This is a genomic window from Larkinella ripae (assembly GCF_054780775.1).
Genome location: NZ_BAAGVR010000001.1, coordinates 965,220 through 988,424 on the forward strand (window position 1 = coordinate 965,220; position 23,205 = coordinate 988,424).

Sequence of the window (23,205 nt, forward strand, 5' to 3'; positions counted from 1 at the left end):
CAGCGATTAAAACGTAGCGGAAATACCCATCGTGAACGAACGCACCGGCGGAATCAGGTCGGAACCGCCCCGGTCGACATCTTCCGGGTCCGGCCCGGTCCAGGGCGTAAACACAAACAGGTTGGTGGCTCCCACGTACGCCCGCAGCCCGTTGATGAAGCCCAGCGAGCGCGTTACCGAAGCGGGCAGGGCGTAGCCGAGCTGCACATTTTTCAGCCGCAGGAAAGCCGCGCTTTCGACAAAGCGATCCGAAAACCGGTTGTTACCCGCCGGATCGGAGCGCACGGCCCGGGGCAGGGTGGTCGACGGATTTTGCGGGGTCCAGCGGTCCAGTACGGTGGTCCACTGGTTGGTGCCCGTGCTGCTCATGCTTTCGCCCGCAGCCCGCCAGCTGTTGTAGCGGTACACATCGCCCACGCCCTGGAAGAAAATCGACAGATCGAAGCCTTTGTACGTGCCGCCCAGGTTGACGCCGTAGTAATACCCCGGAATGGTGCTGCCCAGATACGTTCGGTCATTCGTGTTCACCTTGCCGTCGGCGCCTTCGGAAATGATTTGTCCGGCTTCCTTCGGATCACCGTTTACATCCTGAAAGTACATATCGCCCGGGGCAAAATTGTTGTTGTTGGTTACATCCTGGGTCGTGCTTTTCCAGGCATCGATTTCAGACTGGTTCTGAAAAATACCGCCTTTTTTGTAGCCCCAGAGGTAATTGATCGGCTGCCCGACTTCAATGCGGCCAAACTCGCCCCCAAACGGCAGGTTCTGGAAGGTCGACTCCACCCGGTTTTTCACCGTCGTCAAGTTGCCGGAAACCGTATACCGGAAATCGTCGCCGACCGAACCGTTGTAGCCAATTTGGAACTCCATGCCGCTGTTGCGCACCGAGGCAATGTTCAGGATGGGCTGGTTCTGGTTGCCCACGCTGGCGGGCAGGTTCGAAGCCTGCAAAATACCGGATGTCAGGCGGTTGTAATACTCGACCGTGGCCGTCAGCTTGCCTTTCAGAAACGAGCCATCAAAGCCCAGGCTGGTGGTTTTTCCGATTTCCCAGGTCAGGTTTTCAACCGGGAAATCCGGCAGCGAAATGCCGTTCAGCAGCGTCCCGATGCCGTTGCCGTTGCCCGACCCCAGGGCGTAGTCCGGGCCGTTGGAAATCAGCGACAGGTAGGCAAACGAGCGGGTCTCCTGGTTTCCGAGTTTGCCCCAGCCCCCGCGAATTTTCAGGTCGTCGATGAAGGTAGCCGGTTTCATGAAAGGCTCGGCACTGATCCGCCAGGCCAGCGAAACCGCCGGAAACGTGCCCCATTTGTACCCGGGCGCAAAGCGCGACGCCCCGTCGCGCCGGACCGTGGCATCGATATAATACCTGCTGCCGTAATTGTAACTCACCCGGCCCAGGTAGCCCTGCAGGGCGTTGATGTCGCGGAACGATCCCGCATTGCTGTACGGCATGACGTTGTTAATATTCCGGAATTCGGGCTGGGCAAACTGAATCTGCGACGAACTGCTCTGCAAAAACTCGTAGACGTACCGCTGGTCCATCGCGTTCGCCAGCACGTCGATGTTGTGATCGCCAAATGAGCGGGTGTAATTAATACTGAACTCCTTAATGAGGTTGGCGTTGCGGGCGTGACGCTCGCCGTAGGCCCCCTTCGAGGTACCGTCGCCCACGGCGTACGGATTCCCCGGGTTTTGCAGAAACAGGTAGTTATCGAGCGCCGTCCAGTCGTTGCGCCGGTTGTAATACCAGTCGGCGCTCAGCGTTCCTTTAAACTTCAAACCGGTGATGGGTTCGAGCTGGATAAACGCCGTTCCCATGTTGCGCAGCAGCGCGTAGGTCCGGTCGATGGTGGCATTGATGCCGTAAATATTGTTGTTGGTTTCCGGCCCCCAGAGTGGCGTAAAATTGCCGTCGATGACGTAGGGTGGAATGGGCGGCAGATACTGCGGACGCGAGGCAATGGCCGTTCCCAGCTCCGGATTGGGCCGGAACTTCATGCTGATCGACGGCGCGTACCCCAATGGTCCGTTCGGGTCGTAAATGGGTTGCCAGGGCGAGGTATCGGCGGCATATTGCAGGGCGCTCGGTGTTTGATCCACCGCGTCGGAATAGGCAAACCGGAAGGTCAGGCCCGCCGAAATGTATTTGGAAATCTTCGTATCGACGTTGGTGGCCAGCGAGTACCGCTTCAGGCTGTTGGCAATCAGCGGTCCTTCGGTGTTCGTATAGCCCGCCGAAACATAATACCGCGTGGCTTCGTTGCCCCCCGACACCCGAAGGCTGTAGTCGGTATTTGGCGCGTTGCGGTTCAGCAGGGGCGTTTGCCAGTCGGTGGTGGGCTGATTGCCCAGGTAGGCCGGATTGGAAGGATTGAACTGCACCGGCAGGTTGGCCGCTTCGTTCGGGTTGTTGGCGTAGGCTTCGCGGTACAGGGCCGTGAACTGCTCGACGTTCAGCACGTCCAGTTTTTTCGTCACGTTCTGGATGCTGTGCGAAATCGACACATCGACTTTGGGGGTTCCTTTCACCCCTTTTTTGGTCGTGATCAGCACCACCCCGTTGGCCGCCCGAACGCCGTAGATGGCAGCCGCCGACGCATCTTTCAGGACCGAAATGGACTCGATATCGTTTGGATTGATCATCGACAGCACGTTCACATTGCCCCGAATGTCGCGCGTCACCGACCCGCTGGCGTTGTCGGTTCCGGTTCCGTATTCCGTCAGCGGAATGCCGTCGACCACATACAGCGGTTCGGCATTGCCAAACGTGCTGACCCCCCGAATCCGGACCTGCGGACGGGCGAGCGGACTGCCGCCGGGCGTCGACACAAAAACCCCGGCCATCCGGCCCTGCATCGCCAGTTCGGGGGCCTGCGCCACACTCTTGCTGATTTCCTTGGATGAAACCGTGGCGATGGCGCCCGTCAGGTCTTTTTTCTCGCGTGACCCGTACCCAATGACCACCACCTCACCCAGCGATCCTTCTTCGGGCGTGAGCGAAACCGTATAGTCCGCAGCATTGGTGACCGGAATTTCTTTCCGGGTGTAGCCCACAAACGACACCACCACCCGCTCGGTCGCATTCGGAATGGAGAGCGTAAAATTTCCGTTGGCGTCGCTGGTTGTTCCCTGCGTTGAGCCGGCCACGATGATGTTGGCCCCGGGAAGTGGCGAATTTGTGCCGCCGTCGACTATTTTCCCTCGAATGGTCCGGTTTTGGGCGTAGGCACTGCCCGCAAACCACAGCACCATGACCACCAGCGTAACCAGCGCCTTAAAACGGGCGTAAAGACGATTCATACAAACGTTATCGTAAAAGTTAGGTTTCACCTGTTAAAAGTGGGATCATTTAGAGATAACTTTGTCCTATTCTGTCATAGGTATGCACATCCTGAAACCGTTTCTGCTGGTCCTGTTGCTGACCTTTCCGGCTCGTAGCCAAGTTGTTTTCAGGCACCTGACCACCGCCGACGGGCTGTCGCAAAGCACGGTCTGGGAACTGGTGCAGGACCGGAAAGGGTTTATCTGGATGGCGACCTCCGACGGCCTGAACCGTTACGATGGCTACACCTTCAAGGTGTTTCGCAACCAGCCCGGCCAGAAAAACAGCCTGCCCATCAGCAACATCGCGGCCGTCTATGCCGACCGGCATAACACCCTCTGGGTGGGGCCGCGCAACAACGGCCTGAGTCGGCTCCGCGACGACGGCGAAACCTTCGACCATTTTCCTCTCTATACGGGAAAAAACCAAACCGAACAGCTCAGCATTTCCTGTTTTGCGGAAGACGAAAACCACTTGTGGATGGGCACCACCGAACAGGGGTTGTTCCAGTTCGATTACGCCCGCAAACGGGTAAAGCGGTGGCCTGATCCGGCGATCGGCACGTCCATAACCGCCCTGTACCGGGATGAACGGGGCCTGCTCTGGATTGGCACCAACGACGGGAAATTGCAGTCTTTTTTACCGGAAACGGGCGTTCTGTCCACCACTCCGCTGCCCTTTTCCGATGAGGTAGCGGCCCACCACCGGGCTATCAACGTCATTCACAAAGACCGCCAGGGCCGGTTTTGGGTCGGAACCGGCGGACAGGGACTGTTTCAGTTTGATCCGTACCAGAAAACCTTCCGGCAGGAACTGGTCAAACCGGGCGTCTACGAAACCGTCAACGTCATTACGGATGTCATTGACGACAAAGCGGGTAATTTGTGGATCCTGACGGACTTTGGCGCCTGGTTTTATCCGCAGGGGAAGCGGGAAAAGCGGGTGTATCTGCTGCCCGACAGCGAAAATGAACACAGCCTGAGCACGCACGCGCTGAAAAAAGGAATCTGCGATGCCAGCGGCAATCTGTGGGTGGGCTCCTGGCAGGGGGGCGTGAACATCCGGTATGCCCAGCCCGACCGCTTCAGCGCCTTTCGCCACCAGCCCCACCACGCGCAAAGCCTGCTGACCGACCGCGTTACCGCCGTAGCCTACGACCGGCGGGGCAATCTCTGGGCCAGTTCCACCAAAGGGCTGACGGCCCTTTCGGCCGATCGGCGGCAGTTTCAACGGTTCACCACCAGCAATTCTTCGCTGGCGGCCAACGACATCAACGCCCTGCACACCACCCCCAACGGCAATCTTCTCATCAGCACCTGGACCGCCGGTTTTGCCTTTTACGATCCGGCACGCCAGCAGTTTATCCCCTTTTCGATTGGAAAAAGCAAGTCGGTGAAGGCGTTTGCCGGCTCGCCATCCGGGCGCGTCTGGGTCGGTACGCACGAACGGGAACTGTACCAGTTTGACGAAAAAACAAGACAATTGCATTCGGTTTCGGCCAAACCGCTGACGGATTTTTTCCAGCGGCTGGACCTCAACACGCTCTACGAAGATTCGTACGGCAACCTGTGGATTGGTACCTACAACTCGGGCTTGCTGCGCTGGCACCCGAAAACCGGCCGGATTCGCCATTTTACGAGCAGTCTCCAGCGGGGGGCACTGGGCAGCAACAGCATCACCACGATTTTCGAAGACAGCCGGAAACAGCTCTGGATTGGCACCAACGGCAGCGGTTTGCAACGGTTCGACGCTCAGAGCGAACAGTTTAGCGCCCTGACGACCAAGCAGGGACTGGCCAATAATTTCATTGCCGGCATCGTCGAAGATGCCCAACACAACCTCTGGCTTTCGACCAACGGCGGGATTTCGTGTTTCAATCCGGCCACCGGAACCATCGAAAATTACGACCAGAACGACGGCCTGATTGGCAAGGAATTTCTGCCCGATGCCTGCCTGCGGCTGCCGTCGGGGGAGCTGGCGTTCGGCAACATGCAGGGCCTGGTGGTGTTTCAGCCCCAGCGTGTTCGCGAAAAAACCGCCCCGCCCCAGGTGTATTTGTCGGACTTGAAACTGTTTAACCGGCCCGTTAGCCCGACGGATCCGGATGCGCCGTCGGCGGTGAATCTGACCGACGCAACGCAGCTGGTTTTTCAACCCTTTCAGTCGGTGTTTACCATCGACTTTACGGCGCTGGCCTTTCTGCCCCACCGGAACATCAAGTATGCGTATCAGTTGGTCGGGTTCGATGCCGACTGGAACTACGTCGGCTCGCAACGGTCGGCTCCCTACACCAACCTGCACGAAGGCGACTATACGTTTCTGGTCAAAGCGGCCATTGGTAACAGCGGCTGGAGTAAGCCCAAAACCGTGCGGATTACGGTTTTGCCGCCCTGGTACCGTACCTGGTGGGCGTATGTCCTCTACGGTTTTCTGTTTTTAAGCGCGCTTTTCGCCCTGCGCCGGATTATCCTGATCCGGGAACGCCTGAAAGCCGACATTCGGATCAAGCAACTGGAAACCGACACCATCAAGGCGCTCGATGATGCCAAAACCAGTTTTTTTACCAACATTTCGCACGAGTTCCGAACTCCGCTGACCCTGATTCTGACGCCTTTGGACAAGCTGATTGCCGAACCCACGGCGGCTGGCCGGTCCCACGACGGCCGCTTGCAGCACCAGTTTCAGACCATGCAACGCAACGCCCAGCGACTGCTGCGGCTGATCAATCAATTGCTGGATTTATCGAAACTCGAAAGCCAGAGTTTGCAGCCCGACATCACGCGCAACGACCTGGTGCCCTTTGTCGACCGAATCGTGGACTCTTTTGCTGAACTGGCTGAAGATAAACAGATCGGCTTGCTATTCTGGGCTAACTTTGACGCGTTCGACGGTTTTTTCGATCCGGATATGGTTGAAAAAATCGTTTATAATTTGCTGTCGAACGCCTTCAAATTTACCGCAGCCGGTGGTGAAATTCGCGTCAGCCTGACCATCGATCCCGCCGACAAGAAGGTTTTGTTTACGGTGAAAGACACCGGTATCGGTATTTCGGAAGAAGCCCAGGCCCATATTTTCGAACGGTTTTATCAGGTGAACGAGCAGCACACACCGAAAAAATCGGGCAGCGGCATTGGCCTGGCGCTGACCCGCGAACTGGTCGAATTGCACCGGGGCACCATTGCCGTGGCAAGCACCGAAAACGTCGGCACAACGTTTTCGGTAACCTTGCCGCTGGGCGAAACCGCCTTCCCGCCCGAATGGCTTTCGCAGCCGTCCGACCTGCCCATCGAGGCCGTTCAGCCGGTTTTGCCGGTTCTGGTCCCGGAGCGACCGACGGTTTTGCCGACCAAAGCGCTACCCATTCTGCTGATTGTGGAAGACAACGAGGAACTGCGGCAGTACTTGAAAGAAAGCTTCGCGCCCTCGTACCACATCCTGACGGCGGCCAACGGCCAGCAGGCTATTTCGCTGGCCCAGAAGCACATTCCCGACCTGATTCTGTCGGACTGGCTGATGCCCGTCCAGTCGGGGACCGGCCCCGAAATCGACGGAACGGAGCTTTGCCAGGCCATTCGGACCAACGAAAAAACCAGCCACATCCCGTTTCTGCTGCTGACCTCACGCTCGGCCAACCAAAGCCAGATCAGCGCGTTCGGCACCGGCATCGACGATTACATGACCAAACCGTTCAACCTGGCGGTTCTGGAGACAAAGGTGAAAAGCCTGATTCAAAACCGGCAGCTGCTGCGCGAAAAATGGAGCAAAAAGCTGCTGACCTCGCCCTCCGAACTCCAGCTTCCGCCGATGGAAGAACAGTTTATTCAGAAAGCCATTGCCATCATCGAAGCGCACATCGACGACGCCCATTTTGACGCCGAGCAACTCGAACAGGCCATGAACATGAGCCGGATGCAGTTTTACCGGAAACTGAAAAGCATCGTTAACCTGTCGGGCACCGAATTTATCCGGCAGGTTCGGCTGAAACGGGCGGTTCAGTTGCTCGAAAGCGGCCACTACAACGTGTCGGAAGTCGCCTGGCAGGTCGGTTTCAACGATCCGGCCTATTTCAGTCGTTGTTTCCGGAAAGAATTCGGGAAGTCACCCCAGGAATTTCTGACGCGGGTGTAAGCGGATAGCCTGCGTAACACCAGGCTACCAAAACCACCGTTTAACCCGAATCCGTTGCGGTGACGTTTTCATTTATGTAATTTTGGAAACATTCGTGTGAAGCCTATGGTACAGCAAATGATCCTTCGTCACCCGGTTTTACGGCCCTATCTGAAAGACATTCTGGTGCTGGAAGGTTGCGAGCAGGTCCGCTCCTCGGAATCCTTCCGGTTTTTCGCCGACGGCTGCCCGGGCATTCTGTTTCAGCAATCGACGCAGGGAATTTTGCTGAATGAACATGCGTACCCGCAGACGTCCATCCTGCTGTACGGCCAGACCCTAAAACCGGTTCACATCGTTCCCAAAGGCCGGTTTCGGATGGTAATTTTCTTCCTGTACCCGCACGCCATCAGGCCCCTGCTGGGGATTAAAGCCGACGAACTGACCGATAACTGCTTCGATTTAAACCTATTGCCGACGGTTTCCGGTTGTTCGTTGCAGGAGCAGCTGCTCCATACGGATTCGGTAACCGATCAGGTTGAAAGTATCACGTCCTGTTTGCTGCGAATGCTGCGGCTGAATCACCCCAAAGCTGATCGGGCGCTCGATTTTGCCGTCAGCCGGATTCTGGCGGCCCAGGGCGATGTGTCCCTGAGTGAACTGCAAAAGACGTTGCAAATTTCGGAACGGACGTTCGAACGGCGGTTTGAACAATACGTCGGCATTTCACCCCGGCTGTTGGCCCGAATCTGCCGGTTTCAGTCCACGCTGGCCCAGTTGAAAAACCGTCAGTACGGAAAACTTTCCGATCTGGCGTTTGATAACGGCTACGCCGACCAGTCCCATTTTATCCGCACCTTCAAGGAATTCACCGGTTTTTCTCCGCTTAAACTTCGCCAGAACCCCGACCCGTTTGCCGAAAACCGGTCTTTTGCGTATTAGCATCCCGTTGTCGGTTTCGTTCTATTTTGGGCGGTGGAGTCGCCCTAGTTTTGTCTCAACCAAAAAGACAAACACGATGAAACTCCTCATTTTCGGTTCAACAGGAAGCATCGGCCGCCAGCTGGTCGTTCAGGCACTCGCAGAAGGTCATCACGTTACGGCGTTTGCCCGCCATCCGGCCGCGCTTCAGGCGTTGCAGCACGCTCATTTACAAATCCATCAGGGCGACGTTCTGGATCCGGCATCGGTGGAGCGGGCGGTAACCGGACACGATACGGTTTTGTGCGTCCTGGGGGCTGGCAGCAAGGGAAGGGTGCGCGCCGAAGGCACGAAGAACATCATCCGGGCAATGGAAAAAACCGGGGTTAAACGCCTGATTTGCCAGACAACGCTGGGGGCTGGCGACAGCAAGGGCAACCTGAATTTCTTCTGGAAGTACGTCATGTTCGGTTTTCTGCTCCGAAACGCCATGAAAGACCACGAACTCCAGGAGCAGTATGTGCAGCAAAGCCGGCTCGACTGGACCATCGTTCGGCCGGCGGCTTTTACGAACGGCGGGGCAACGGGACACTACCAACACGGTTTTTCGGCGGATGCCGAATCGCTGACGTTAAAGATTTCCCGCGCCGACGTGGCCGGATTTCTCCTGCGCCAGTTGTCCACCACCGATTACCTGAAAAAAACGCCGGGACTTTCGTATTGAAACCAACGGGGCATTGTCCAGGCCGGATGCGCCTTGTACTACCACCAGGAGTTCAACCGCAAGGCAAAACCCTCGGGTGCTCCAGCGGGTTACATTGGCAACAAATCACGAATTGAACAATGGAACAACGACTCAGTGTGATCACGTTAGCCGCTGACAACCTGTCGGCCATGCGCGAATTTTACGTCGAAACCTTGGGCTGGCAGCCTGTTGCCGAAAATGGGGATATCATCTTTTTCAAGTGCAACGGATTTCTGTTCAGCATCGGGAAAAGAGAACAACTCGCCCCGCTGATTGGTGTCAGGCCCGACGGAACCGGTTTTCGCTCCTTTACATTCGGGTACAACGTTCCGACCAAACCGGAAGTCGACGACTGGTTTGAAACCCTGAAAGCGAAAGGCGTCTCGATTCACCAGGAACCGACGGAAACCTTTTTTGGGGGCTACTTTTTCTACTTCTCGGATGTGGAGGGCAACGTTCTGGAGATCGCCTACAACCCGTATATTCCGCTCGATGAAGTCCGCAATGTCGTTACGCACCACAACATCGATGATCTGTAATTCAGATTAAAAACCGGCTCCCGGTCTGGAATGCAAAACGGGAGCCGGTTTTTTTCACAGATTCATCCCGCCCGACACCTCGATGCGTTGCGCGTTGATCCAGCGGGCCTCCTCAGAACACAGGAAAGCCACCACCCCGCCGATGTCGTCGGGCAAACCCGCGCGGCCCAAAGCCGTGACCCCGGCCACCCACTGATTCAGCTGGGCGTTATCGCGAACCCCACCCCCGCCAAAATCGGTTTCAATGGCACCGGGCGCCACCACGTTAACGGCAATTCCCCGGCTGCCCAATTCCTTCGCCAGGTAGCGGGTCAGGGTTTCAATGGCCCCTTTCATGGCCGCGTAGGCCGAATAACCGGGCGTGGAAAACCGGGCGAGACCCGTTGACAGGTTGATGATCCGCCCACCGTCGTTGAGCAGCGGCAGGGCTTTTTGGGTCAGAAAATAAACGCCTTTCAGGTGAATATCCATCAACTGATCAAATTGTTCTTCGGTCGTTTCGGCAAACGGAGCGTGCACTCCGATTCCGGCGTTGTTCACCAGAAAATCAAACCGGTCGGCTTTAAAACGGTCTTTCAAAACCGCAGCGACCTCCCGAAAAAAACCGTCAAACTGGCGGTTGTCAGCGGTGTTGAGTTGCAAAGCCACGGCGGTTTGTCCCAATTCTTCAATTTCGGCAACCACCGCCCGGGCGTCTTCCCGCTGGCTGTTATAAGTCAGAATGACATCGATTCCTTTTTGGGCCAGGTGCAAGGCCATGTTTTTCCCCAGGCCGCGGCTACCGCCGGTAACTAAGGCAATCTTTCTAGTGTGCATCATTTTTTATCAAATTGTGATGACACAAAAGTAGCGCAGCCGGCCAGCGGGTTGTTTGCAAGGATCAATCCAGGATTTGCAAAATTCAAACCGGATCAGGCACGAAAAGCCAACGGAGCGAACGAAGTCTGCTTTTTGAAAAAGTTGGAGAAATGGGCCACTTCTTCAAAACCGAGCGAATAGGCAATTTCGGAGATGTTCCAGTCGGTTTGTTTCAGCAGGATTTTGGCTTCCTGCACAATCCGGCCGCGAATGAGGTCGGTGGTGGTTTTGCCGGTATTTTCCTTTAAAACTTTGTTGAGGTGATTGACGTGAACGGCCAGCCGGTCGGCAAAATCCCGGGCCATGCGAAGGTTTAGTTTCTGCTGGGGCGACTCAATCGGGAACTGCCGTTCGAGCAGTTCGACAAACAGGGACGAAACCCGGGCCGACGCATTATGCGTTGGGTACAAGGCCGTTGCGGGTTGCAATTTTTGACCGTAATGAATCACCTCTAGGACGTAATTTCGCAGCAAATCGTATTTATAGGCGTATTCGGACGATAGCTCCCGGTACATTTTCTGGAAAATAGACGTCAGCTCATCCACTTTCTCGTCCGAAAGCAGGAAGATGGGGTAGCCCCCGGGATGATAGATCGGCAGGTCGTCGAGTACCACCCCGCTTTTGCTCTGCACCAGAAAATCGCTCGTAAAAATGCAGAAGTACCCCGTCTGATTATCATCCTGCGGCACGTAATGATACGGAATTTTGGGCGTCGCAAACAGCAGGGCATTCGTTTCAATGTCGATCACTTTATCGGCGTATTCGGCCCGGTTCCGCCCGCTGATCAGACTGATTTTGTAGTACGCCCGCCGGTTGTACGGCATCACCGGTTTGGGATTTTTCCGGTTTTTTGCGTGTAACTCGTCAATTTTGAAGACGTTGAAATGACCGATTTCCTTGTTGATATCCCGGGGCACCAGGGCCGCCGTTTCCGTGTAAAACCGTTCCAGAGTCGTTGGTTCCATTTTCGCGCTGATTTGCAAAAATCAAATGTAGGCAAAAAGCGCACCCCGTCCGAGCGGACCGCGAAAAACCGCTACTTCAACGTTCCGAGGTATTCGACCAGGTCCACCAGTTCCGGCTTCGACAGCACTTCGCCAAACGGCGGCATCATCGACTGCGGGGCCTGGCTTCGCGCTTTTATATCGGCTTTACGGATTTTCTGCGTCAACCCGCCGGGTAATTTCAACACCAGCTCGTCGTTCGATTCACTGCCTATTAGCCCCCTCAACTGGCCCCCATCCTGCGTCTGAAGCTGGTGGGTTTCGTAACCGTGATTGATGCCCTCGTCGGGATACAAAATGGCCCGGTACAATCCTTCCTTCGATAATTTGGCCCCGATTTTCGACAGTTCCGGCCCGAACAGTACGCCCGACTGCTGCACCCGGTGACACGGCTGGCAATTCTGAACAAAAACCGCCCGCCCGCGGCTCACCACGCCTTTTTCGTGCACAAGCAGATAAACCGGTGGCAGCAACTGGCCGTTTTTACCCGCCGGTTTGGGCAGATAGTCGGCGGCTTCGCGTTTGATTTCGTTGCGAAAAGCGCCAAACAACACACTGCTGGCGGCCGGTTTCAGTAGGTCCGGAAAGCGTTTCTGTTTGACTTCCTCCAGCAACGCCCGCTCACCCGGCCAACTGCTGCCCAGCGTGCGGACAGCGGTTTTTCGAAGCTCAACCGGGCGGTTTTCGTCCCGCACAATTTCGCTCAACAGCACCAGCGCATCCGGGCGGCCGTTGCCTTTCAGGGCCGTCATCACCGCCAGCGCCGTCGAATCACTCCGCATTTGCTGCCGCACGAATTCCATCTCGCCCCACTTCCACAGCAATTGCAGCGCTTCAACGCCGGTTTGCCGGTCGGCGCAGCAACGCACCAGCCTGAGCAGGTCGGCCCGTTTAGCCGTCACGTTAAATTTTTCAACCAGCCGAACGTAGCTTTCCGTCGGCCCCGCCGTTGCCAGGGCGGTTTCGAGGGCGCGGTTCAGGGCCTCGGTTCGCACCACCGTTCCGCCATCCATCTGCTCCAGCGCCAGTCGTTGAATTGCGGGTCGTGGGTCGTTCAATACCGAAAGGAGAACATCGTTTTTGGCCGCCGATGGGTGAAAATCGAACGCCCGAAAATACCGCAGCGTTTCGGAAACCGCTGGCGTTTGCCGGATCAGCTGCGCCAGCAAGGGCAGGGTTCGCGCCGACCGGATTCGCCAGACCAGATCGCGACCCGCCGGGGTATTCCAGTTGCCGTTCACTTTCCGCAACCAGGCGTCGAAGCAGGCATCGGCGTTCTGGTCAGACCCGATTCCGAGCGCTTCGAGGTACCAGCGATCGGTGCCCTCGTGCTGCATTGCCAGCGTCGCCCACGATTCGGCGGCTTCGGGCGTTTTCAAAAACCGCAGGGCAATCGCCCATTCGCGCCGGACGGCCGGCTCCGGGTCCGTCGCCAGCGGAGCGCAGCGGGCAAACGGAAAAGGCACCTGCTGCCGGGCCGCCCGCAGCGCCGTCATTCGAATAGCCGGATTTGCATCAGCCAGGGCCGGTTTTAGGTATTCCGGGCCGGTTTCGGGCAATTTGGCGAGCAGCCACAACGCCCGCGCCCGCCAGGTGGACTGGCCCGACTGGTACAGCTTTTGCAGACTGGCTTCGGCTTGGGGTCCGAATTTCAACAGAATGGCCCAGGCCCTCCGCCGAACCGCCCAGTTCGGATTTTTCAGGGCTTCAGTGGCGGTTTCGGGCGTGTCGAAACGGAGTTTGGGCGAACGATAGACCCGGTTTTTGCCGTAACTGATGCGGTAAATCCGGCCTTTGCGGGCGTCGGCGGCCGTGCCTCCGCCAATGCCGGGATCGTACCAGTCGGCCACCAGCACCGAGCCGTCGGGCGCGACGCTCACATCAACGGGCCGAAACCATTGCTGGCTGCTTTTCAGAACGTTGCGGGTAGCGGCCCGGTAGCCCGCACCGTGCTGCTGCGTGGCGTAGGAACGAACGACGTTGTGCAGCGCTTCGGCGTGCAAAAGCTGGTTGCGATACAAAACCGGAAACTGCATCCCTTCGTAAAAACACAAACCCGCCGGTGACCCCGAACCCGTAATCAGCACGTTTGGCACCACGCCGGGGTCGTTCTGGTGCCAGTGCCGTTCAGGTACGGTTTTTTCGAGGTTCGCGCGGGAGGTCGTCCAGGCCGCCCCGGTTTTCTCATCGCCAAAGCCGTAATTGCCGTATTCCAGCACGTAATTCAGCCGCACGGACTCGTTGCCGTCGTCGTCGTTGTCGGTCACCCAGAGGTTGCCGAACGAATCGAGGGCCGGTTCGTAGTGGTTCCGGAAATTGTGTGCAATCGTTTCGAGCTGGCTCCCGTCCGGATTGCAGCGCAGAATCAGGCCGTTGCGGTACGGATTCCCCCGGCCGTTGACGGGATTTCCCGCCTGATCCAACACCGGTTTTCCCCACCGGTCGCGGACTTCGCCCCCGTTATTGCCCATCGAGAAGTAGAGCTTGCCGTCCGGCCCCCAGAACGGCGCGTGAATGCCGTGGTCGCGGGCGCCAAAACCCGAAAACAGGGTATCGATGCGGTCGGCGCGGTCGTCGTGGTTGGTGTCGAACAACACGAGCAGATACGGAGCCTGCGCCAGAAAAACCCGGTCTTCGGCCAGCAGCAGGCCCATCGGCGCTTTCACGCCCGGATGTTCAAAAAAAACCGTGCGCTTATCAGCCCGGCCGTCGCCGTTCACGTCTTCCAGAATGACCACCTTATCGCCTTTCTGATCCCGCTCGGCGGGGGCCACATCGTAGTTGGGCGATTCGGTCACCCACACCCGACCGCGCTCGTCCACATCGAGGTTGGTGGGATTTCGCACCAGCGGTTCGGCGGCAAACTGCTGAACGACGACCCCTTCCGGCACCCGCATCGTTGCCAGAGCCGCTTTGGGGTCGTGCGGATCAATGAACCCGGCGGCCCATCCCGAAATGAGAGCGGTAAGCAACAGCAAAAAGAGTCCGTGCGTTTTCATCCTTTCCATCACCAGTTACTTCAACACCACCTCACCCGTTTGCGCGTCCAGCAGCAGCGTCGTTCCGCGTTCCAGCGGAATGGTCACCGACCGGCCAGTTTTCAGCCGGATGGTGCGGGGGCCGCCGTCTTTGGTGTGCAGCAGGATCAGGCCGGAGTTGGCGTAGGTAAAATCGTTCTGTTCGTTGTAAACGTGGCAACCCGCCTGCCGGAAAATTTCCCGAAAACCGTTGGTGCCGTTGAGCGGCAACCCGCCGAAAACCGACGTAAAATCCTTGTTTTCCTTTCGGGCGATAACCGGCTGATTCGTCGCGTCCAGCAAGGCCAGCGGCTGGGCGGTTTTGTCGTTTACCACCACGAGCGGGTCCACGGGGCCGCTGAATTTGTACGTATACTCCGGTTTTAAAAACCGCACCGTCGGGGCGTTGTCAACCGGGGCGCGTTCCAGGTTCAGGCCCGTCAGCGCCTTGACAAAATTCAGGTCAAGCCGGTCGCCGTTGGTGTAACCGGTCAGGTAATTCCAGACCAGGGTGCGGCCATTTTTGGCGACTTTCTCCCGGATAAACCGGCGCTGGGCATCGGTCAGTTTGTAAACATTCATGAACACCACGGCCTTGTACTGCTCCAGATTAACCCGCTCCAAATCAAAATCGTACACCTGATCGGCTACCACGCCCGACCGCATGGCCTGCTCGATGGCGTGGTCCAGCACGTTGACGGTGATCGGCAGGGGCGCCGATTTCAGGTAGTAAAACACATCCTGACTCCAGACGTAGAGCACGTCGGCTTCGGAGCGGTACGGCACCGTCAGGCGCTGGTCGAAAACCGCCTTTTCGGCTTTCATGCGGGCTAGATAGCGCGGATTGTCCCACCAGCCGAAGCTTTTCTGCGTTCCGAAATCGTAGAACCAGAACCCGATGCCCCGCATGAGCGGCAGCAGCGCACACCGCCGGATAATGCTGGCGTAGGTGGTGTCGTAGCGTTCGGTGTAACGGATGTTGTCGTAGTCGGTTTTGGCGTGCAGATAGCCGTTGTCGATCTCGTCGAACCAGAGTTTGTTGTGCAGCAGGGTGGATTCGATGAGGCCCCGCGAATTGCCCGAACCGCCCGCTTTCCGGCTGTCGGGCCAGTAGGTTTGCGGAGCCGACAGGTAATCGATGTAGGGGCTGTCCAGAATCTGCCGAATGAACAGGTGGCCGCCCACAGTCTGGCGGTTGAAGGTCATGTGCAGGTAGCCGTAAAAAATCCCGGTGACGAGGGGCCGGGGCCAGTTTGTTTTGACCAGCCGGCAGAAATGAATGGCGTCGTCGGCCACCACCTGCTGCTGGGCCGTGAAGTAATCGATGGTGCGTTGCTCCTGCGCGGGGTCTTTGAAAAAACCGTCCTGGGTTTGGAGTCGCTCGGCAACGTTGGGCACCGTGGCGTTGTCAAACGTAAAGGCCGGGGTTTTCCAGGCTTTTTGCAGGTTCCGGGCGGTTTTGTATTTTGTTCGGAGCCAGTCGCGGAAGTAGGCCGTCATGGCCGGGCCGGTGTCCGGATCGTGCTCGATGAAGCCCCAGTAATGCCATTCGCCGTAAATACCGCCCGCGACGTGCATTCCGATCACGGCATTACCTTCGGGTGTTTTCGCCAGTTTTTGGCAGAACTCCACCAGCTTTTCCCCGGCTTCCGTTTTCCACCGCGCCGACGCCAGGCTGGCCCGCAATCCCGCGTGAATGTCGTGTTCTTCGTTGTGGTAGGGCGGCCCGGCCTGCAACGTCGTATCGACCGGCGTATCCGCGTATTGCGTGCATTCTTCGGGGTGTTTTTTGTTCCACCAGAACGGCGCGTTGACGTGAATCCGAACCACCACGCCGGCGTCCGGGCACTGGTCGAGGACGCCCCGCACCTGCCGCCGGGCCCGGCGCATGTCGAGCGAATCGCGGTTTTCGGCCCAGAGGTCTTCGAGCCACAAATCCACCTGAAACAGGCGAAAACCGATCTGGCAGAAGTTGTTCAGGTTGCGGGCGGGCACCTCCTCCCACGACCAGCGCCCTCCGTAGGCGTGGGTGAGTGCGTAAAAAGCCGGTGTCTGGGGGTTGCCATCGACAAACAGCGTCGGCCGCCCGTTGTGCGGTTTCACCTCCGCCGACCGGGGCAACTGGGCGCACAGGCTCTGCGAGATCAGCCAGCAGGCGAAGCAATAGAGGAGTTTCATCCGGTATGACAATCCGGCCCGGCCGGTTTTGAGCAAAGCGGCTAGTTAGCGGATGTCAGCGGAGTTTCTGTCCTAGTCTGTGTCAATAAACCGAATTACTATCAGCCATGACTAGGTTTCTTTTGTCGGCGTAAACCGGACTTAGAAGCAGTTGCCCGGGTCTGGCGTTCCATTTTATAATTTCGAATGAAGTCACTGATCTCCTGTCTGGCCTGATCCGTCAGCGGTTCGCTTTCAATTATAAAATCAACGCCCTTCGGCTCTTTACGATATGCCATAACTTTAAGATTTAAAATATTGCTCTACCAACACTGAAGCCGCATTGGTAGGAATAATCATTCGCTGCCCGCTTAATTGATACGCTCCTAATGTAGTTTTATAATGAGCGATTAACTGGGTTTTGGCGGTAAAAGCTACAAATCCGTCGAAACCCTGCTGAAAAGATAGCTTGCAGGCATGGGCGACTAAATTTCCTGCCACACCATCGTAAAACTTGTTCTGCCCAACATTAAAAGGAACGTTCTCAAGCAGGTGCATGTAAACATGATCCGGCTCAAATGTCACACTCAATACTCCCTGAATGATAGTAGAATTATTCGTAATTGCTAGTTTAAACACACTCTTCATATTGTCTGCCCACTCAGCTTTCCAATTGAAATGCCAACCATTTTTTCGGGTTACCTGTTTCAAATCTGCTTTCGTAAGCCGAAGTACTTCTGTAGCGAAGCTATCCCCTGAAATCGTGTTTTGAATCGAGTTTGTCAGCTTGTCTACAACGAAATCAAGTTGGATAGGTTTATGAGTTGCCATTCATTAAATATACGGAATTAATTACAGGTTTGCCAAAGGGCTTGCTTTGATGCTGTCCCTAATTTTTACTTCACCGCTCCCCCAACAATTCATTGACCGTCTTGAACGAATACCCGCGTTGCCGCAAGCCGGTTACCAGGCTCCGGAGGGCTTTCACCGATTCCTGGCGGTCTGGATTCATGATGTGCAGCAGGATAATCGAACCCGGTTTGGTCGTTTCCAGAACATGCTGGGTGATCTTTTCCGCATTGTTCACCAGCTCCGCATACGACTCCGGTTCCACATCCCACAGAATGGTTTTCCGCCCGGTTTTGCTCAGGAAATACGGCAGCACGAACAGTTTCTTGCCGTACGGGGGCCGGAACACAATCTCGCCCCGAAAACCGGCTCGGCGAATCAAAGAGTCGGTTTTTTCGATTTCACGGCGCGTAAAAGCCGGGGTTTTGAAAACCATGCGGGTGTGCGAATACGTGTGATTGCCCAACTGGTGGCCCGCCAGAACGAGCTTTTTCCCCGCCAGCGGACGCTTCACCAGGTCGTTGCCGGTGACAAAAAACGTCGCCCGGATGTCCAGGTCGCGCAGGAGCGCCAGGAGGCTGTCGGTTTTTCCGGTCGGGCCATCGTCGAAGGTCAGGGCGACCACTTTTTGCGTGGTTTCAACCCGGGGGTACAGCTCGCCGAAAAACTGGAAGGTGCGGGACCGGGCCACGTTCCACAGGAGGGTCGCCAAAACCAGCAAGGCAAGGAGCAGGAGACTTGTTTTCTTCATGGCAGGATTTGGCCGCGCGTTTCGGCCAGCCAAGCCCACAAAGATCAAAAAAAACCGCCCACGGTTTTAAGCGTGGGCGGCACGTATCTCAAAAACAGTACGTTAATTTGTTTTCTGATAATGCAGTTGAACAACGCCGTTGCTGAAGACCCTGGTGTCCGACAGTTGCAGGTCGATCCGTGCGCTGCTCCCATCGAACAGTTTGTCGCCTTCAACGGCCACCACCGGGTGAACCCCCAGAATCAGTTCGTCAAATAAATTGTGCTCCAGGAACAGTTGCCAGCTGGTCAGACCGCTTTCCACCGACAGATTTTTGCCGTCGCCCTGCCGGAGCTTTTCAATTTCGCGGATCAGCGAGTCGGTATCTTCAAAAAGCAGTTGCTCGGAATTCCGCCAGGTGAGCTCCACTTCGGAGCGGGAAAACACGATTTTTTTGATGTCGTTGATCTTTTTGGCAAACCGCCGTTCAATCGCGGATTCGGCGCTGGTTTCGGCCTGTTGCCAGTATTCGCCCAGGCCAGCGTAGGAGTTTCCACCCACCAGAATGGCGTCCAGCGTATCGTAATAGGCCGATGAGGACTCCATGATCTCGTCACTCATTTTCATCCATTTATCCGGATCGGCCACAACGCCGTCGAGCGACATGTTCAGGGATAAGATTACTTTTCGCATGATTAAATCGGTTTTTGAGTTCACGTTCACTTGACAACCCGGTACCGGATGTGGTTCACCAGCGGCCCTTCGAATGACTCAATGATCGCCAGTCTGATGAAACGGTCGCCGAAATGGTCAAACAGCCGAACGCCGTCGCCCAGCAGAATGGGCGCGATGTGCACAAAAATTTCGTCGACCAACCCGGCTTTCAGGGCCTGCTGCGCCAGACTCGCCCCGCTGATGCCCACGCTTTTGTCACCGGCCGCTTCCTTGGCTTTTTCAACGGCGGTTTTAAAGTCGGATTCGAAAATAAGGGTCGATTTTCCGGTCGGCACCTCCTGCGGTTTTTCGTGCGTCACGACAATGATCGGAATCCCGTTGATCGGGTGCGTACCAGCCCAGCCGTGCGTAATGTCGTAGGTTCGACGCCCGGTCAGGATGGCTCCGACGGTTTTAAACATTTCTTCCACCACCTTCACGTTGGCGCCTTCGGGCCGGAATAAGTCGCCGTAAGGACTCGGTTCCGAGCCGGTGGTGTACCAGTCGAAAATGTGTTCTCCACCCCGCAGGCCGAGTCCATTCTGGGCGTCGTCGTGGGGTCCGGCAATGAAACCGTCCAGCGACATGCTCAGGTCAATCACAATTTTTGCCATTTTTAACACCGTTTTAGGAAACCACTTCGCCAGCAGCCGCCTGTTCCAGCCGGGCAAGGTCGATCTTCGTCATCTTCAGCATAGCCTGCATCGCCCGCTTTGCTTTTGCCGGATCTTCGTCCTGCAACAACGCCTTCATCGCGGCCGGAATGATCTGCCACGACACGCCGAATTTGTCTTTGAGCCAGCCGCACGGTCCCGGTTCACCACCGTCGGCGGTGAGCTTTTCCCAAAAACCGTCAACTTCTTCCTGCGTTTCGCAGTGCACAAACAGCGAAATACCTTCGGAAAACCTGAAATGCGGACCGCCGTTCAGGGCCGAGAAGGGTTGTCCGTCGAGCACAAACGAAACCGTCATCACCGTGCCGGCCGGAACCGGGGCGCCTTCGCCGTAGCGGCTGACGTTGGTGATTTTCGAGTTTTTGAAGATCGACGTGTACAGCTTCGCGGCTTCTTCGGCCTGGTCGTTGAACGTCAGAAACGTGGTGATTTTTTGCATGTTGTTTACCTTAATGAATTAATTATAAGGCAAATATAGCGGAGTGCCTGGTAACCAGCAGAGGGTAAACGCGACAATATGAGGGTGGATTACGACAAAGTAAATCCGTTTATTTTTTCCTCTTCGACCGAAACCAATCCATCAACTGCGTCTGGTATTCGCCCAGGTAATTGTGTTCGACGCCCTCGATTTCTTTCCACCAGAGCTGGACGCCGGCCTTCAGAAAATCGTCTTTCAGTTTCCGGTTTTCGACGTTCAGCCACTCCTTTTCGCCCCAGACCATCCAGACCGGCAGCGATTTAAACGCGGCCGCTTCCTCGAAAGACACATTTTTGCCCACGGCCGCCGAGTACATCCCCACCGCCGTCCAGCGGTTCAGCGACTTCCGGGCGATGCGAAAGGTGCCTCCGCCCCCCATCGAAAAACCGTAGAGATACTGCCGCCGGGGGTCGGTTTTGAACTGGGCGTCGAAATCCTGCAGGCATTCAAAAATATCGGTTTCGGCAATGTCCCGGTAGCCTTTGTCGCCCCGGCCCCAGGGAAAAATCATAAACCCTTCGCGCCGACTCATCTGGGCCGTGGCGCCGGCGGGTTGGGGTTGCAGGTAATCATACAGCATCATCCAGGGCGGATTGTTGGTTCCTCCTCCGCTGCCGTGCAGTTCCAGGTAAAACGGAAACCCGGTTTTGCCGGGCGCAAATCCGTTCGGCAGAAACAGCCAGTAGTAGCTGTTTTTGCGGTCGGTTTTTGAAGTGAAAGCCATGATCAGCGGCCGGGTTCCGGTCAGGTACGTTTCCCACAGGGCGCCCTCATTTTGGAAAAATTCCAGCGTTCCGGTGGCGGCTTTCAAGTTAGCGTCCGTGGGCGTCAGGCCGTGGGTGGTGTCCAGACTCATCGTGGCGACGGACTCGAAGTGGCGTTTGAGCAGGGGGTTTTTCTCGCGGGCGGCCAGCTCCCGCAAGTGCGTCACCAGGCGCCGGATTTCCTCGTTCTCGCGGGCGAACGATTTGACGGTATCGCCGGTCGGCTCGGGGCGGCTCCGGGGCCCATTGGCCGGGTGCAGAAATGCAGCGTACGGGCCATTGTCTTTTAATCGCGCCGGATTGCGGTAACCGGTGCATAAACCGCCGACGAAGGCGGCCAGAATGAAAACAAAAACCGGGCGCTTGAACCGGTCAATCTCAGGGAATTGCATGGCGTATGCCGAGGTTAAGGATTCGTTTCTACGCAAAAAACCGGAAATAGAACGACTTCTATCCTGTTCTATCGTTCAGGCGCAGATAAAGCAGGATAAATACCCGTTTTAAACGCCCCTTTTTAGCGTTTCCTTTTCCATTCAGCCCTTACGTTCATGGTGTTATTCCGTAAAATACTCGTTCTGATTAGCTTTCTGGTTGGCAGTTATCTCCCCGTTTTCGGGCAGGCGCAGACGCAGTTTGGCCCGGGTTCCGGCGAATACGAAGCGTTTTTCAACAGCCTCAAAACCCAGTTGATCAACACCCAATACCGAAAAACCGTGCGGTTTGGCGGCAGGGAACGGAAACAGTTTGTGCAGTGGATTCGCGACAACGTGCACGTCATGAAAGCGATGAAATACCTGGAGCCCGACATCAGCAGTTTCTGGCAGTTTTTTATGGAACAACAGACGCCCGAAGGGCTGTATTACGACTATTACTACCCGATGGTCGCGCGCGAAAGCCACCGGATGAACCTGTTTGAAAAGCGGTACTGGAAGATCATCGCGCGCGACACGATTCAGTTACACCGGCTGCCGGTCGAAGCCGATCTGGAATACCTGATGGTGGAAGGCGGGCATTACATCTGGCAGGCCACGGGCGACACGGCCTACCTTCGTCAGTGGATCGGGAAGCTGGAAAAAGGCCTTACTTACTCGATGACGGACCCGCTGCGGTGGTCGAAAAAATACCAGCTGGTGAAACGCGGCTACACGCTCGACACCTGGGATTTCATGCAGTTGCCGACGACGCGCGCCGAATACGTGAAACAGGGCAAGGACGTGCAAACCGGCATTTTCAACATCGACGAAAACACGCCGATGGGCATTATGCACGGCGACAACAGCGGCACCTACGCGGCCTGTCGGCAACTGGCGCAGTTGTACGCAGCGTTGGGCAATACCGAAAAAATCGCCTACTGGCGCGGGCAGGGTGAGGGCATCCGGACGCGCACCAACCAACTGTGCTGGAACGGGCGGTTTTATGCCCATTTCGTGCCCGACGACCCGATGCCGGATTACCTGAAAATGGACCAGAAAAACACACTGAGTCTGTCGAACCCGTACGACATCAACCGCGGTTTGCCGACCGAGGAAATGGCGCAGTCGATCCTTCAGACGTACCAGAATCTGAAAGCCAAAAACGCGATCAATTCCTTTGCCGAATGGTTTGGCGTGTATCCGCCGGTCGAACCGAGCTTTGCCGACTATTTGCCGGGTTCCTACATGAACGGGGGCGTCAACACGATTGTCGGCGGGGAGCTGGCCAAAGCCGCTTTTCAACACGGTTTTGAAACCTACGGCGTCGATATTCTGAAGCGGATGATGGCCCTGAACGAGCAGCACAACGGGCAGTTGCCGGTTTCTTACAAACCGGATGGCACGGTGGACGAGGGCATTCCCGACAACTGGGGGCAGGCTGCGGTCATGAGCGCGATGGTGGAAGGGCTGGCGGGCGTGGTGGATCTGAGCCACTCGTTCGAGACGGTGGAGGTGTCGCCCCGCTGGCTGGCGGCTGGCAAAAACGAGGTCAGCACCACGATTGCGTACGGGCCTTCGGGCAAATCGGTACGCTATTCGTACCGCCACGACCCCCAGCGGAAGACGGTTTCCCTCCGGGTGCAGGGCGACCCGAAACGCTACACAATCCGGCACCTGCTGCCGCCCGGCAAACAGGCCCGGCGCGTCACCCTCGACGGCAAACCGGCGGTTTTCACCCTGGAGACGGTGAAAGACAGCCGGTATGTGGTGGTGAAGGACGTGCCGGGCGGGGAACGGACGGTAGCGGTGGGGTATCGGTGAGGATAAATTAATGGCTGCTGAGGGACTAAATACTGCCTGAATTAGAAATGAACAAACCGTCTTCTGTTTATTTAGAATATCATAACCGT

General features: G+C 56.6%; 17 protein-coding genes. 5 read left to right on the forward strand and 12 right to left on the reverse strand.

The genetic code is table 11. The features are described 5' to 3' along the window. Window positions 1-6: 6 nt before the first annotated feature. Window positions 7-3,303 (reverse strand): SusC/RagA family TonB-linked outer membrane protein, encoded by a 3,297-nt coding sequence (locus tag ACYVHX_RS03885; RefSeq protein WP_460670280.1) that lies wholly within the window; start codon window positions 3,301-3,303, stop codon window positions 7-9. An 82-nt stretch (window positions 3,304-3,385) separates the two neighbouring features. On the opposite strand from ACYVHX_RS03885, the gene ACYVHX_RS03890 reads away from it, so the two are divergent. The 4 genes from ACYVHX_RS03890 (at window position 3,386) to ACYVHX_RS03905 (ending at window position 9,637) form a co-directional block, all read left to right on the forward strand. Next, complete coding sequence (locus ACYVHX_RS03890; RefSeq protein ID WP_460670281.1) at window positions 3,386-7,453, forward strand: two-component regulator propeller domain-containing protein; 4,068 nt, start codon at window positions 3,386-3,388, stop codon at window positions 7,451-7,453. A gap of 117 nt (window positions 7,454-7,570) precedes the next feature. Next, window positions 7,571-8,374: a helix-turn-helix domain-containing protein gene (locus ACYVHX_RS03895; protein ID WP_460670282.1), complete on the forward strand. Its 804-nt coding sequence runs from the start codon at window positions 7,571-7,573 to the stop codon at window positions 8,372-8,374. A 76-nt stretch (window positions 8,375-8,450) separates the two neighbouring features. Beyond that, window positions 8,451-9,077 (forward strand): NAD(P)-dependent oxidoreductase, encoded by a 627-nt coding sequence (locus tag ACYVHX_RS03900; protein WP_460670283.1) that lies wholly within the window; start codon window positions 8,451-8,453, stop codon window positions 9,075-9,077. Window positions 9,078-9,196: 119 nt separating this feature from the next. After that, a complete protein-coding gene (locus ACYVHX_RS03905) occupies window positions 9,197-9,637 on the forward strand; it encodes a VOC family protein (protein ID WP_460670284.1) in 441 nt (146 codons plus the stop codon). Between the two features lie 54 nt (window positions 9,638-9,691). On the opposite strand, the gene ACYVHX_RS03910 is transcribed toward ACYVHX_RS03905, so the two are convergent. The 11 genes from ACYVHX_RS03910 to ACYVHX_RS03960 all read right to left on the reverse strand — a co-directional run bounded on the left by ACYVHX_RS03910 (window position 9,692) and on the right by ACYVHX_RS03960 (window position 21,274). Further along, a complete protein-coding gene (locus ACYVHX_RS03910; RefSeq protein WP_460670285.1) occupies window positions 9,692-10,456 on the reverse strand; it encodes an SDR family NAD(P)-dependent oxidoreductase in 765 nt (254 codons plus the stop codon). A 92-nt stretch (window positions 10,457-10,548) separates the two neighbouring features. Then, window positions 10,549-11,460: a helix-turn-helix domain-containing protein gene (locus tag ACYVHX_RS03915; RefSeq protein ID WP_460670286.1), complete on the reverse strand. Its 912-nt coding sequence runs from the start codon at window positions 11,458-11,460 to the stop codon at window positions 10,549-10,551. 71 nt (window positions 11,461-11,531) lie between these two features. Then, window positions 11,532-14,498 (reverse strand): PVC-type heme-binding CxxCH protein, encoded by a 2,967-nt coding sequence (locus ACYVHX_RS03920; RefSeq protein ID WP_460670287.1) that lies wholly within the window; start codon window positions 14,496-14,498, stop codon window positions 11,532-11,534. Between the two features lie 15 nt (window positions 14,499-14,513). Continuing rightward, on the reverse strand, window positions 14,514-16,694 hold the full coding sequence (locus tag ACYVHX_RS03925; protein WP_460670288.1) for an alpha-amylase family protein: 2,181 nt from the start codon (window positions 16,692-16,694) through the stop codon (window positions 14,514-14,516). A 101-nt stretch (window positions 16,695-16,795) separates the two neighbouring features. Further along, a complete protein-coding gene (locus ACYVHX_RS03930; protein ID WP_460670289.1) occupies window positions 16,796-16,972 on the reverse strand; it encodes a hypothetical protein in 177 nt (58 codons plus the stop codon). Window positions 16,973-16,976: 4 nt separating this feature from the next. After that, window positions 16,977-17,504, reverse strand: coding sequence for a hypothetical protein (locus ACYVHX_RS03935; protein WP_460670290.1), 528 nt, complete (start codon window positions 17,502-17,504; stop codon window positions 16,977-16,979). Window positions 17,505-17,574: 70 nt separating this feature from the next. Continuing rightward, on the reverse strand, window positions 17,575-18,273 hold the full coding sequence (locus ACYVHX_RS03940; protein ID WP_460670291.1) for a polysaccharide deacetylase family protein: 699 nt from the start codon (window positions 18,271-18,273) through the stop codon (window positions 17,575-17,577). 102 nt (window positions 18,274-18,375) lie between these two features. After that, a complete protein-coding gene (locus ACYVHX_RS03945; protein ID WP_460670292.1) occupies window positions 18,376-18,945 on the reverse strand; it encodes a dihydrofolate reductase family protein in 570 nt (189 codons plus the stop codon). Between the two features lie 26 nt (window positions 18,946-18,971). Next, window positions 18,972-19,580, reverse strand: coding sequence for a dihydrofolate reductase family protein (locus tag ACYVHX_RS03950; protein ID WP_460670293.1), 609 nt, complete (start codon window positions 19,578-19,580; stop codon window positions 18,972-18,974). 13 nt (window positions 19,581-19,593) lie between these two features. After that, complete coding sequence (locus ACYVHX_RS03955; protein WP_460670294.1) at window positions 19,594-20,079, reverse strand: VOC family protein; 486 nt, start codon at window positions 20,077-20,079, stop codon at window positions 19,594-19,596. A gap of 109 nt (window positions 20,080-20,188) precedes the next feature. Further along, entirely contained in the window at window positions 20,189-21,274 is a 1,086-nt protein-coding gene (locus ACYVHX_RS03960) for a hypothetical protein (RefSeq protein ID WP_460670295.1), read from the reverse strand. Between the two features lie 156 nt (window positions 21,275-21,430). On the opposite strand from ACYVHX_RS03960, the gene ACYVHX_RS03965 reads away from it, so the two are divergent. After that, window positions 21,431-23,116: a glucosidase family protein gene (locus ACYVHX_RS03965; protein WP_460670296.1), complete on the forward strand. Its 1,686-nt coding sequence runs from the start codon at window positions 21,431-21,433 to the stop codon at window positions 23,114-23,116. Window positions 23,117-23,205: the final 89 nt, after the last annotated feature.